At 34.8% G+C, this 13,527-nt stretch carries 12 protein-coding genes; 7 read left to right on the forward strand and 5 right to left on the reverse strand.

Annotation, left to right across the window (positions count from 1 at the left end; genetic code table 11):
* Positions 1–19: 19 nt before the first annotated feature.
* Complete coding sequence (dapF, locus tag LEP1GSC049_RS208255; protein ID WP_004755136.1) at positions 20–865, reverse strand: diaminopimelate epimerase; 846 nt, start codon at positions 863–865, stop codon at positions 20–22.
* 138 nt (positions 866–1,003) lie between these two features.
* Here dapF and LEP1GSC049_RS208250 point away from each other — a divergent pair, with 138 nt between their 5' ends.
* Positions 1,004–1,855, forward strand: a complete 852-nt coding sequence (locus LEP1GSC049_RS208250) for a class I SAM-dependent methyltransferase (RefSeq protein WP_004763571.1) — start codon at positions 1,004–1,006, stop codon at positions 1,853–1,855.
* Here LEP1GSC049_RS208250 and LEP1GSC049_RS208245 read toward each other — a convergent pair.
* A complete protein-coding gene (locus LEP1GSC049_RS208245; protein ID WP_004756643.1) occupies positions 1,844–2,593 on the reverse strand; it encodes an HAD family hydrolase in 750 nt (249 codons plus the stop codon). The genes LEP1GSC049_RS208250 and LEP1GSC049_RS208245 overlap by 12 nt on opposite strands.
* 93 nt (positions 2,594–2,686) lie before the next feature.
* Between LEP1GSC049_RS208245 and LEP1GSC049_RS208240 the strand changes: the two genes are divergently transcribed.
* From LEP1GSC049_RS208240 to LEP1GSC049_RS208230, 3 genes are all read left to right on the forward strand, one after another.
* On the forward strand, positions 2,687–4,327 hold the full coding sequence (locus tag LEP1GSC049_RS208240; protein WP_004769536.1) for a flavin monoamine oxidase family protein: 1,641 nt from the start codon (positions 2,687–2,689) through the stop codon (positions 4,325–4,327).
* Positions 4,324–5,412 (forward strand): hypothetical protein, encoded by a 1,089-nt coding sequence (locus LEP1GSC049_RS208235; RefSeq protein WP_016561234.1) that lies wholly within the window; start codon positions 4,324–4,326, stop codon positions 5,410–5,412. The genes LEP1GSC049_RS208240 and LEP1GSC049_RS208235 overlap by 4 nt, the downstream gene beginning before the upstream one ends.
* Positions 5,413–5,521: 109 nt before the next feature.
* The gene (locus tag LEP1GSC049_RS208230) at positions 5,522–5,890 is read left to right on the forward strand and encodes a VOC family protein (protein ID WP_004755171.1); all 369 of its coding nucleotides are present in this window, start codon (positions 5,522–5,524) and stop codon (positions 5,888–5,890) included.
* Between the two features lie 87 nt (positions 5,891–5,977).
* Here LEP1GSC049_RS208230 and LEP1GSC049_RS208225 read toward each other — a convergent pair whose 3' ends face one another.
* Entirely contained in the window at positions 5,978–6,187 is a 210-nt protein-coding gene (locus tag LEP1GSC049_RS208225) for a hypothetical protein (RefSeq protein WP_000869875.1), read from the reverse strand.
* Positions 6,188–6,804: 617 nt separating this feature from the next.
* Entirely contained in the window at positions 6,805–7,533 is a 729-nt protein-coding gene (locus LEP1GSC049_RS208220) for an LIC10067 family putative lipoprotein (protein WP_004763649.1), read from the reverse strand.
* A gap of 97 nt (positions 7,534–7,630) precedes the next feature.
* Between LEP1GSC049_RS208220 and LEP1GSC049_RS208215 the strand changes: the two genes are divergently transcribed.
* The 3 genes from LEP1GSC049_RS208215 (at position 7,631) to LEP1GSC049_RS208205 (ending at position 9,481) form a co-directional block, all read left to right on the forward strand.
* The gene (locus LEP1GSC049_RS208215) at positions 7,631–8,413 is read left to right on the forward strand and encodes an enoyl-CoA hydratase/isomerase family protein (RefSeq protein ID WP_004764214.1); all 783 of its coding nucleotides are present in this window, start codon (positions 7,631–7,633) and stop codon (positions 8,411–8,413) included.
* Positions 8,414–8,935, forward strand: a complete 522-nt coding sequence (dcd, locus tag LEP1GSC049_RS208210) for a dCTP deaminase (protein WP_004756686.1) — start codon at positions 8,414–8,416, stop codon at positions 8,933–8,935. It abuts the gene before it with no gap.
* 75 nt (positions 8,936–9,010) lie between these two features.
* Positions 9,011–9,481 carry a DUF2147 domain-containing protein gene (locus LEP1GSC049_RS208205; protein ID WP_004755383.1) on the forward strand — a complete coding sequence of 157 codons (471 nt, stop codon included), beginning with the start codon at positions 9,011–9,013 and terminating at the stop codon, positions 9,479–9,481.
* A gap of 825 nt (positions 9,482–10,306) precedes the next feature.
* Here LEP1GSC049_RS208205 and LEP1GSC049_RS208200 read toward each other — a convergent pair.
* Positions 10,307–13,513, reverse strand: a complete 3,207-nt coding sequence (locus LEP1GSC049_RS208200) for a SpoIIE family protein phosphatase (RefSeq protein ID WP_016748274.1) — start codon at positions 13,511–13,513, stop codon at positions 10,307–10,309.
* Positions 13,514–13,527 lie beyond the last annotated feature (14 nt).

Raw genomic sequence — 13,527 nt, forward strand, 5'->3', positions numbered from 1 at the left:
ATTCTAAATTTAGAATATACTAAATTTCTATTTCTCCTGAAAATATCTCGCGGGCTGGACCGGTCATTAAAATGTTTCCGGATTCTTGCCACTGAATTCTAAGTGTTCCACCTTTTAAATCAATTTGTACGTCCTTTCCGGATCTTCCCGTTAAACTTCCTGCTACCATCACGGCACAAGCCCCTGTTCCACAGGCAAGGGTTTCTCCCGCCCCTCTTTCCCAAGTTCTTTGATAAAGATGGTTTTTTCCGCGAACGGTAACAAATTCCACATTCACTCGTTTTGGAAAAATGAAATTACGTTCGATCAACGGTCCAATTCCTCTTACTGGAAATTCATCGCTATCATCTACAAAAATCACACAGTGCGGATTTCCCATACTAACCGCGGTAAATTTTAAATTTTTATCCCCAATCTCCAACGGCTGATCAATGATTGTTTCTTCATTTTTCCAAACGACCGGAATTTGAGACGGAACTAGAACCGGCTTTCCCATATCTACGCTTACAAGACTGACCTTGTTACCGGATCCAACTTTTAAATCCACTTCCAAAATTCCCGCACCCGTTTCGATCTTAGGATTTTTAGAACTCGTTAAACCGTGATCATATATGTATTTGGCAACACAACGAATTCCATTTCCGCACATTTCGGAAGAACTTCCATCCGAATTGTACATATCCATCATAAAATCGCCTTGTTTTGAATTCCGAATAAAAATGACTCCGTCGCTTCCAATTCCGAAATTACGATCGGATATTTTTTGAATCTGTTCCGGTGTTAGGCGAATATCTGTCTGAGTAGAATCGATATAAACGTAGTCGTTACCGATTCCTTCCATTTTGGTGAATTTTAGCGAAGCCACAAAAACTCCTAAAATAAATTGATTTCTATATTTTCTTAGACTGTGATCCGAGGAAATTCAAAAACGAGAAAACGTTTTATAGTTTTTTCTGGCTTTTCCGGGTTTAACCTTAAAAATTGAATATACGAGGAACATTTTTTGAATCGAACCTGTTATCTTTGCTCAAATACACAAAACTCCGTCGTTTTCGTGGAAAATGGAATTGACATCGTCCAATGCTCCAATTGCAATCACGTCTTTTCCACATACGAACAAGAAGAACACTACGAAGGTTATTGGGACGACGACTCTTCTTATGATCTAAGCTGGTGGGACAACGCTCACAGAGAAATTTATCAAGACTTTATCAATAAATTTTTAACTGCTCCTTCTGGCAAAATTTTAGACGTAGGTTGCGGACTCGGCTTTTTTGTTAAGCGCATTGTAGATCAAAAACCTAATTGGGAAGCGATCGGTTACGAAATATCCGAAAAAGCGGTTCAATTTGCAAAAGACAAAAACGGATTAAAAAATGTTTTTTCAGGAATCGTTCAAAATTCGGGAATCCAAAAGGGTTCTCTAGATATAATCACTCTTTGGGACGTAATCGAACACATTCCTAAACCTCATAGTCTATTAGAATATTTGCATTCTCTTTTAAAACCGGGTGGAATTCTTTTTTTACAAACACCTAATTTTCCGATCCAACTTTTTAAAGCGAAATTAAAGGTAATGCTCAAAGGTATGAGGACAGATGGTCATTATTTAGAAGCAAAAGATCATATTAACGATTACACCGAAAAAACGATGACGATGCTCGCAAAACAAACCGGATTTCAAAATTGTAAATTTACAATTTTGAAACCGATCGCTTCTGTTTCGGGAAGTCAAGGTGGAAATTTTGGTTCTTTTCTTAAAAAAGTTTACTACTACGTGACTAAAATTATTTGGTTGTTCAGTTTCAAAACGATGAATTTGAATAACACGTTATTCGCCATTTTAAAGAAATAATTTCAAAGCCGTTCTAAGATCGTTTGTTTCTAAATAAGAATATTCTTTTTTAAAGGAATTGATCTCAAATTCGATTTTCTTTTCTTTTAAAAGTTCGGGCTTTTGTGAAAAGACGGAAGTAAGATGGATTGCCGGAATTCCATTACGCAAAGCCCCTTCCACGTCGTCTTTGAGAGAATCTCCGATCATCGATATTGCCGTTTCATTGTTGACTAATCCGTTTGCACGAGAAAAAAATTCTTTCGATGGCTTTTCCTTTCCCACTTCTTCCGAACTTAAAATTGAATACAAAAACGATTTTGGAAATAGAAGATTCATCTTAATTAGTTGAGTTCTTAAATTTTCATTTGTACAAAAAAGAAGTTTATGTTTTTTTGAAATTGTTTTTAAAAGTATAAAAACTTCCTTATATTCTTTTTTGTATTTTTTTTTACGAACTTTTATTCCTTCTTGGAAATATTTAAAATAATCGTTCTCTAATTTTAAAATCCATTTAGGATCTAAGGTTCCCCACTTGGATAAACACATTTTTTTAAAATAGATAAGACGAAGTCGATTAGAGGGAGAATCTGATAACTCGGACTTGGTTTCCTTTCTTGCTATTTCATAAAATTGTGAAAATTCTTTAACAGATAAAAACCCGTATTCTTTTGCGTTTTTACAAAGTTGTAGAATCGTAGTCTCATAAATTCCCACCGAGTCCAAAAACGTGTTATCAAAATCCAAAAATAGAGCCATTTTTGCAAAAGAATCTTTTCAACCTCAAACGCAATTCTTTTACTCCATTTTTCCTTGCAGTATTAGAGATTCCATTGAATCTTCCCAACAAGTATGAATTACAATTCAAAAACCATTTCCAGAAAATCCTTTTTTTCCATTTTGGGTTTTTGTTTTTCGGCGCTTGTAGCCGGAATTTGGTTTTTAAAATTTAGAAAAAAAATTTCGGGAAAAATCGTAGGCCCGAACATGGAAATCGGACATAGAATTCGTAATTCAGAATTCAACCAAATGGCGAATAACGTCAATTTTTCTAATTCTGAAAAAATAAAAGTTCTAATTTTAGGCGCTGGGATTTCAGGACTGAGTACTGGTTATTATCTTCACAAATCCGGGTTTGACGAATTTAAAATTTTAGAATTAGAAAACGATTCCGGTGGAAATTCAAAATCCGGAAAAAATTCAATTGGTTCCTTTCCTTGGGGAGCACACTATTTACCACAACCAAACGAAGAAGCTGTACTCGTTCGAAAGTTTCTGGAAGAAAATAAAATCATCATCGGTAAAGATAAAAACGGAAAACTAATCTACGAAGAAAAGTATCTTTGTTTTGATCCCGAAGAAAGAATTTTTTACCAAGGAAGATGGAACGAAGGTTTATTTCCCGCCGGAACTCCAGGCTCAGCGGCTGCAAACGAAGAACAAAAATTTAAAGACTTCATTCGAATTTGGAGATCTAAAATCGGAAGAGATGGTAAAAAAGTATTTTCGATTCCGATCGATCTTTCTTCCAGAGATCCTGAATTTTTGAAATTAGATAGAATTAATTTTTTTGAATATATTAAGGAGCAAGGTTTTCAAACCAAAGAACTTTTTTGGTTTTTGGATTATTCGGTTCGAGACGATTTCGGCGGTTCTATGAATACGGTTTCCGCATGGATTGGTTTACATTATTTTTGTTCTCGTCCCGTGGATGAAAACGGAGAAGACCTGACACTTCTTACTTGGCCGGAAGGAAACGGATTTTTAGTGGAAAAACTTAGATCACCAATTCGATCTAAAATTCAAACAGAAACACTTGTAGAAAAAGTAAAACCTTCCACTTCTAAAAAAGCTAAGTTTGAAGTTCAAATTTATCTGCCCTTTACCAAAGAACAAAAACATATTCTCTGTGATTCCATCGTTTACGCTCTTCCTTCTTTTACTCGAAAATACATTCTGGATGAAACTTCAAACATAACGGATGGATTGGTTTATTCTCCTTGGCTCGTAGCCAATCTAAGTGTAGACAAGGTTCCAACTGGAAAAGGAATTCCTCCTTGCTGGGACAACGTGATTTATCAAAGTCCGTCTTTAGGTTATATCGTATCCACACATCAAGATTTACGCGCTAACAGAGAAGAATCGGTTCTAACGTATTACCAAACCTTTGGCGAAAAAGACACCACTTCCACACGCAAAAGAATGATGAAAACTTCTTGGAAAGATTGGAAAGAATCTATTTTTTTCGATTTGAAAAAAGCTCATCCCGATATAGAAAAAAGAACACGAAATATAGACGTTATGACCTACGCACACGCTATGATTCGCCCGATTCCGGGACTGATCTGGGGTGGCCAAAGGGAAAAACTTTCCCTATCTTATCCAAATCTTCATTTTGCACATTCGGACCTAAGCGGAATTTCCATTTTTGAAGAAGCACTTATAAGAGGGCATAACGCGGCTAACAAAATCCTAGGAGAACAAAAGATATGAGGCCTCAAGGTTGGATCTTTAAACCTTCTCTGGATTTGACCTTTATCATCTTTCCCGGAATTGTTTCTGTAGTCTTTTTATTTATATTAAAAGAACTTAATATTCTACCTTCCGAAATCAATCCGTGGACCTGGTTTTGTACGGTTTTGTTAATAGACGTCGCCCACGTATATTCCACTCTCTTTCGATCTTACTTTAACATGGAAGAATGGAGGGAGAAAAAAAATCTTCTCATTACGTTGCCAATCGTTTATTTTTTGTTTTCAGTATTTTTATATTCTTTTGGAACAATTTGGTTTTGGAGAATCATGGCATACGTCGCCGTATTTCACTTCATTAGACAACAATTCGGATTTTTAGCGCTTTACCGAAAGAAAACAACTTCCGTTCAAGTTCCGTTTCTATTTGATAAAATCACGATTTATCTGATGGGATGTGTTCCGATTTTATACTGGCATCTTACGGATCAAAAAAGGGAATTCTCCTGGTTTATGGAAGGAGACTTTTTAATATATCCGTTTCCTGCTTTAGCGAATTTAATACTTTGGTTACAACAAATTTGGTTTTGTTTTTATATTCTAGTTCACGTATATTATTTTGCAAAATACCGTTCATTACCTCTGGGTAAAATATTGATCGTATTGAATACTTGGATCGTTTGGTTTTTTGGAATCGTTTATTTTAATTCCGATTTTTCTTTCACAATTACGAACGTAGTCAACCACGGAATCCCTTATATCTTTTTACTTTTTTATTATACGATTCAAAACCGATCGGAGATTAAAATAGAAATATTTCAAACCGGATCTTGGATAAAAATTCTAAGTTGTTTCTTAGGTATTCTATTCGTATTTGCTTTTATTGAAGAATGGATCTGGGATAGTTTTATTTGGAAAGATCATTCTTTTATTTTTAAAAATTCAAGTTTTTATTCTTTTGAACTTCCAGAGTTTATATCCGCGCTTTTAGTTTCTGTTCTTTTTCTACCTCAATTTACACATTATATTTTAGATGCATATCTTTGGAAGATAGAGAAATCTAATCCAAGGTTGTTTCATTTTTTTGAAATTTCCGAAAAGAATTAAAAACCTATTCTTTTTAATTTCTATTACATTAGGAATCAGTTTTCGTTTTTAAATAGACAATCCAGGTTTTCCTACCACAATGACGAAAAAGTTAAACAGGACTGGATCCATGATTATCGTTGAAGGAATCGACTATTTCTTAATACCTGCGGAGAATCCGGAAGCCTCTGCGAAGTTTTATTCTGATATATTCGATTTTGAATCGTTAGATGAAAAATCAGGAGAATATGTTGTAATGGGACTTGATTCTATCAATATTAAACTCCAAAAAATTTCAGGGTTTAAAAATTCTTTAGGAGAAAATAAAATTCCTGTCCTTAGTTTTGTTCTCGATGTAGATGATTTTACAGAAGCGATTGCAGAATTAGAAGAAAATAAAATCTCCATCGTTCGCGGTCCCGAAACCAACCAAAGAGGAGAATTTTTACACTTTTTAGATCCTTCCGGAAACGTTTTAGAAATCAGCTATAAAGATTAATTTTTTACTAGCATTTTTCCAATAAAAAAAGCCTCTTAAAAAGAGGCTTTTTTTATTTTCTAAGGTTTTGAACCAATTTCTCCCGGTTCAACCTACCTTATCAACAAAAGTTCCCTTAACCTTATAGAAATCCCCGTCTTGACCGGCTTCAATTGCAAAGGCTCTTTTATCTGAAACGTTAGCCTGCTTATTTTCATAAGGCTCGACGTGAATCATCCCTTCTTCTTTTGGGATTTTTCTTGTATCCTTGACTCCTTTTTCTGGAAGCCCTAGTTGAACCGAGGAAACTACCTTCATGAGACAACTCCTAATCGCACTCTAACAGATTTATAAAAAAATCCAAACATTTTTTATAAAGAATGATTCCGGTAAGTTATAATTTCCAGCAAACTTTTCTAAAATCCATTCTTAAAGTTTCTGTTGAATGATTTTAGAAAATTTTTATTCGTTCAAAAGATCTTACACTATATTGAACATCTTTATTCGATTTGAGTTTTTCACTAAGAGCCGGTCTCAAAACCTTAAAGAATTTTATACGATAATTTTTTAGAAATTTTTAATAAAATGCAGTAGTTCCTAGATATACTCTTCTTTTCATTAGTTGGTTTTCTTGTTTGTAGTAAATGCTTGTGCACATCTAACCCACGTTTTCCAAGCCCAGAAGGAAGAGTGCTATTTTGTCCTAATTATATATGATAGAATACCTTGAATTTTAATTTATAAGCGGATTTTGGACATTCTGTTTTATAGTTCTGAATTACATCATAAAGTTCTGGTTAAAACGTTTGAGTGTTTTATAATACTTTCTGAGTGAATTCGCGAAAACTAAATTTTTACAGAACTGAATTTTTTCCAAAAACAAATGCACAAACTATTAGGTTTTTAATTTAGAACCTGTGAGAATGATCGATAATTTATTGAAAGTTGATTTTACAACTTCCCTTTCCACTAGTTATAAAATATTGAACTGCATAATTATCCGTAAAATTGATAGTAGGATTAAAAACGGGAGCATCAAAAGTACCTACATCTGTGGTTTTACAACTTGTAGAAAAATATTTTACCGCAATTAGATTATCACATTCGAACGCAAGTATCGTTCCTCCAGCCTCTCTAAGATTAGAACGAAAAGCCTTTGTGGAAAAATTTTCCTTAAACTCTATCGTCTGAGAATCCGGATAATTAATTGCGGTTTCATCTCCATAAATATTGTTGTAAGCCTTATAACAATCCACATAAAACCTTCTCGTGGAACAGTTATAACCGTCCGTTCCGTAAACAGTATCACAGGCCCCATCCGCTTTTGACACGGTTAAAAATCCCCCACTCGCTCCCATAGGAACTGTTGTAATAATTTCAGTCGTGGTTATGGAAAAAATCGTACCAGTAATTCCATTGAACTTTACAGTCGTTTCGGTTGAATTGGGAGCGAAGTTCCTTCCCTGAATGGTTATCTGAGTCCCGGTATAAGAAACTCCGTCACTTTGAGGTGGTGATCCTGCCGGTGGATCGATCAAGGTAATTACCGGATTTCCAAAACCTATCGCGGCTAACAAACCGCTATCCGAATTTTTTTTATCACATTGAATGAAGAAGTATAAGAACAGAAATAAGAACAGAATTTTTATCAATTTATGCAACATAACTTACTTTATCTGAAAAATTTAGGACGGGCTTCTAGTTTATAAAAGTAAAAAGGTTTCGGCAAGAATTATTCTATTGAAAAAATGGTGTATTGAAATGAACGAATCTTCTATAGTCTTGTATTCCACAGAAAAAGAAATCGCGGTTCTACTTTTAAATAGACCCGAAAAAAGAAATGCAATCAGCAAAGAACTTCTTTCCACACTTTACAAAAACATTCTAAAAGCAAAAAAAGAAAAATCCATTCGCGGTCTTGTTATCGGCGGTATCGGTCCTTCCTTTTGTGCAGGAGCGGACTTAAAAGAAAGAACGACCATGTCTCCTAAGGAAGTGAAACGTTTTTTAGAAGATCTTAAAAATTGTTTTTTGGAATTGGAAAATTTTCCATATCCTACGGTTGCCGCTCTGGACGGAGACGCATTCGGAGGAGGTTTGGAGCTTGCACTTTGTTGTGATTTGATTCTTCTTAAAAACGATATTAGAATCGGACTTACAGAAACTCGTTTAGGAATTATTCCTGGAGGAGGAGGAACTCAAAGACTTTCACGTAGAATTGGAATCGCAAAAGCGAAAGAAATGATTTTTACGGGCAAGACAATTGACGCACAAACCGCTTTAGATTTCGGAATCGCAAATTCCATCTGGCACGATTCCTCCCTTCCCGCAGCAAAAATGTTAGCTGAAGAAATCGCATCTCAATGTGCACCAATCGCACTTCAGCTTGCAAAGAAAGCAATTACGGAAGGTTATGGTCAGGACATACGAAAAGCTCTCATAACCGAAAGTAAATACTATAACAATACCTTAAATACGGAAGATCGGTTGGAGGCACTCAAAGCGTTTCAGGAAAAACGAAAACCGATTTTTAAAGGAAAATAAATGATTCTTACTGGAAAAGAAATTCAAAGACGAATCGGCAATGATATTGTAATTACTCCTTATTCAGAAAAACAACTCAATCCAAATTCTTACAATCTAAGACTTCATGAGGAACTTCTAGTATACACCGAACTTCCTCTGGATATGAAAAAACCAAATCCCGCCGAAAAGTTGGTCATTCCTGAATCGGGTCTTTTGTTAAAACCGGGTGTATTGTATCTAGGTAGAACTTTAGAGTTCACCGAAACTCACAATTTAGTACCTATGCTTGAAGGACGATCTTCTATTGGAAGACTGGGAATGCTCGTTCATGTTACTGCAGGATTCGGCGATGTAGGTTTTAAGGGATTTTGGACTTTGGAAATTTCTGTTATCCAGCCTCTTATCGTTTATCCGGGTGTGGAAATTTGTCAGATTTTTTATCATACACTAGAAGGACAAATAACAGAATATACTTCCGGAAAATACCAAGCCAATCGAGGTATTCAAACTTCTATGTTATATAAAGATTTTGAAAAATAGGAATCCTTTCTTTTTTGTTGACTTTATTCGTATTCTTTCCAGAATTTTGTCCGCAAAACACTCTTGGAGAATGGAATGAATAAGTCTAAATTGATCGCAATTTTTTTTGCGTTCGCATTGATTTCAACGCCGGCATTTGCAGGCGAAGAAGATGCAATTCTTGGAAAATGGTGGAATAAGGAAAAAGACGCACAAGTAGACGTACATAAATGCGGAACTAAAATTTGTGGAAAAATCGTCTGGTTAAAAGAGCCTGCTTATCCAGCGGATAGTAAGGAAGGTACTCCGGGTTCTCCAAAAGTAGACGTACATAATAAAGATGAAAATCTTCGTACTCGTCCTATTTTAGGCTTAGTTTTTCTTACCGGTTTTTCCTACGAAGGAGAACAAATTTGGACCGGAGGAAGAGTTTACGATCCAAAAGGTGGTAAAACCTATGACGGTAGACTTACTTTAAGAAATGCTGATACTCTCGATTTAAAAGGCGGCTATAAAGTCGGCTTTATGATGATCGGAAAAGAATCGACTTGGACCAGAGTTAAATAAAATTTCTAAATACTCTATTTTTCCTCTGTTGCAAACTTCAAAACCCTCCTTAGTAGGAGGGTTTTTTATTTAAAGAACTTCTTTTTAATGATAACTAACGTGAGTTCGACATAAGAAAACCAGGGCGAATCCGGCTTGCCACAGGCAACCGGCCGGGCTCTCAGCTCTGGTCAATAAATTGCATACAGGAAACATAATACAACAATCGTATTTAGATTCAATTTATTGACCCTAAAACGCTTTAATAAAAAGCGTTTTGCTGAGTTCAAACGCGACCCTGCAGAGCGACCCTTAGGGAGTGATGCATTGAGTTTCAGGAGAGCGTTTTGCTTTAGTTCATTCATCGATCCCTTTCGCGTTACGCCCTGCTCACGTTAACTATATAATAAAGTACTCAATATTTTGCATTCAAACAGGCTTTTATGATAAAAATTTGTGATACTTCATTATATACATCTGAATAATGAGTAAATGCAAAAGTTGTTTTGTATTTTAATTGAACCATTGTTTTTTCAGATTTATGAGAACAGATTTCTATAAAATTCAAAAAGAATCATTGTTTTCGCACTGATCACAATTTAAGAATAAATTCTTAAATTGTAGGAACTCATACTTTTAGAAAATCTTTTCTGAGCCAGAACTCAAATTAAAATATAGATTTGTGAGCTCCGACAGATTAAGTCGCATAATAAATTTTTAAATATTTATTTTTTGTGACTTAAGTGGGGGTTACCACATTTATTTTTTATGGAAAAATTAGATTTTTATAAAACGAATCCTTACGCCGAATCCACGTTAAGATAAATTGTATTTCGAAATTCAATCTCAGGTTTTAGATACGCCATTTTCAATTTTCCTGAGAATCTTTTTTGCGTTTTCGTTCTGAGGATCTATGTCCAATACACGAATTGCAATCTCTTTGGCTCTGGTATATTCGTTTCGAAGTCGATACAAATCGGATAGATTGACTAGATTGTTTGTATTATCCGGTTGTTTTGCTAAAACTTTTTCAGAAGCGTAAATTGCTTCTGAAAATTTCCCTAATTTTTTATTCGCAACAGAAAGATAATACCAATATTCACTTAATTCTGGATCAACTTCCAAATACTTACCTAAAACTTCCACAGCCTTTATATAGTCCTTATCCTTAAAACTCAAAAGTGCGAGTAACTTAATTACCTTGATGTCCTCAGTAGTTTTTGAATAGAGTTCTGCAAGTTCATCGATTGCTTCTTTTACGTTTCCATCCTTATACAACTGTCTAGCGTGTGAGTAAGACGCGCTCCAATCTGAAACTTCTTCTTTTAAAAAATCATTTCGGGCTTTATCAGTACTTAAAAAACTTTTCTCTTGATCAACCAAAGTAATTCCGTATTCGATTCTCAACAGAGATAGATCATCCGTAATTTCTCCTTCTTTGTAAATAAGTTGTTCAATTTGTTCTATATTCCCTTTTCCTGCTTCTACCGTTTTTAAAAAGAGTGTTTCGTCTTCGTTAATCTTTCTTGTGTCTTGATCGGGTGTAAGATCTAAATCATCTTTACCATCCGAACCAACAATCAAAACGTCTCCTTCTTTGAGAATAGTTGTAAAAACTTGGAAAGGGTATTCCGATTCTAAACCTATCTTTCGGAGCATTAAGGAAGAATCCAAAAAGGTAGCCTTACCGTCTTGATAAAGAACAGTAAAAGGATGTTCTGCGTTAAAGTAATAAGTTTTACCCGAATTTTCTTCAATTAAAAAGAAAGAAGCTGAAATCACCATACTACCGTTAAACGATTTAAATACGAAATTTATTTCCTCATAAGTTTCCGTAAGCCATTGTTCAGGAGAAATATCCAAAATCCGATTGTTTGCAGCAGATCGAGCTAGAATAGAATTAACTACAACCCCCATAACCAAAGCTCCACCTGCGCCTTGCATCGATTTACCCATCGCGTCTCCGTTCATCGCAAAAACGTATCTTTTATAATCCGATGGTATTCCTAAACGTAGATTCCCGGTTATACAAACATCTCCGCCTAAATCAGCTCGTTTTCCTCTAAATTCAAACTGCTTTTTTTGTCTGAGTAAAAATCGAGTCGAAATTCGAGTCGATTTATTTGCGTTATAGTTTAGAGGTTTTGCAAGTAGGGAAGTTAAAAAATAATCACCGTCCTGTTGAATTTTAAGTCTTTGAAATTCTTCAATTTTTTCTGACAACTCTTCTGTTCTTAATCGAACTTTTGTAGCAAGGTGTTCTGCATAATCTTGAAGTTCTTTTCTTGCGTCCCGAATGGAAGAAACCATGTCGTTGAACGAATCCGCCAAAAATCCAATTTCATCTTTGACTCTAATTGGAACTTGAACTTCTAAATCTCCGTCATTTACTTTTTCTACTCCACTTAACAAATCATTCAACGGAGCCACAAGACTTCCGCGAAAGAAAAGTGGAAATAAAAAAATGATTACTATGATTACGACTCCTAAAACTAAAATCTGTTTCAATGCGGTAGGATGCATAAACTCTCGATAGGTTCTGTAAGAGAATCCTACTTCACTTATGTTATTTTCTTTATGATCGTATTTTATAAATCCTATGTAGTGAAGACTACGATTCTCTAGGTCTTTCTTACGATAATATCTGGTAAAGGAAGGTACAAACGGTCTAAAATAGTTCAAGACTTCTTCTTTTAGTTTTGATGAAGTTATTTCCTTGCCATCCCATTTACAATCGTTCCAACGAGATTCTAATGCAACACGAAACATTTTCACTTCTTGAGCATTTTCTAAATAACTTTTTCCTTTTATACAAAAATCCTCTTCAAAGATATTGTCCAGTTTATTGGAAGCTACGAATACATGAAGTCCTAGTCTTGATAACTCTTTATTTAACTCGAGTTTAAGAGTTTTATCTTTTAAGTCAGGATGTTCTTTCAAAAAATTGATGATCGAATACTTATAACCCCCAAAGTTTTTATGAGACTCTTCCATAAGTTTTGTAAGTGATTCTCTAAAACCTTTTTCAGAAAAATTGAATATTTCATCATATAATAAAGTATTTTTAAAATCGATTTCTATCTGTTCTAGATTAGGATGAAGTTTAGAATCAAATTTTCTCCGATCAAAAGAATTATCCGTCCTATTCCATTTGAGTATATAAGCGATTCCGCCCTTTACGGTTCCACCCTCCAGCGCCTTTTCCATATAAATTCGGCTCAATATATCGTATTCGGATTCTTTATCTTGGTTGGAAATATAGACCAACACTTGCATAATCGTTAATACAGTTACAAATGTAATCCCTACGATTTTAAGCATAAAAGAAGTTTTTTCGACAGAGAAATTCAGATATAATATGAGAATGATAAAAAACGCGGCCATAAATAAAAGCACTACCGAAGTAAGATAGATCGATCTTTCAATATAACCGTCCCTACTCAAAAGATTAGCGACTACGGGTACTGTTCCTCCTACTAAAAAAGACATTAAAAATGCGAAAATGATCCATCTCGTTTTTCCTTTAAGATAAATCATTCTCCAAATCGGAATCGCAAGAAAGTTGATAAACACATAACTGAAGATAATAATCGCAATCGTTCTACTTACATTTTCTGTGTTAAAGTCCCAATGATGTGCGGTGAAATGATATTTTACGGAAGCATTCCAAGTAGAATAACAAAAATAACCTACGGAAAAAACGGCGACTATCCATAACACAATCATAGTCATCCGATTGAACTTCGGAAAATCATTCTCGGGATAACGAGCAACAAACTGTCCTATATGTAAAATCGCAGGTAAAATCAAACCTACCGTAATCCAACGATGATACGCCGCAAAAGGATGATAAAGAACGGCAGCAAAAACGTATCCAAATTGAAATATACCAAGTAGTAAAGCACCGAATGCTAAATGTTTTGTGCTTGATACTTTTTTATCGATAAAAAGGAAAACGCCAGATATGAGTATAGCCGTTACAAACGACAATAAACTCCCAAAAGAATAGTAATTGAGAAGTACATTGCTCCAAATGGATTCAGTTTCATTCATAGTTTTAATAAAAC

The sequence above is a fragment of the Leptospira kirschneri serovar Cynopteri str. 3522 CT genome (assembly GCF_000243695.2).
Classification (GTDB): Bacteria; Spirochaetota; Leptospiria; order Leptospirales; family Leptospiraceae; genus Leptospira; species Leptospira kirschneri.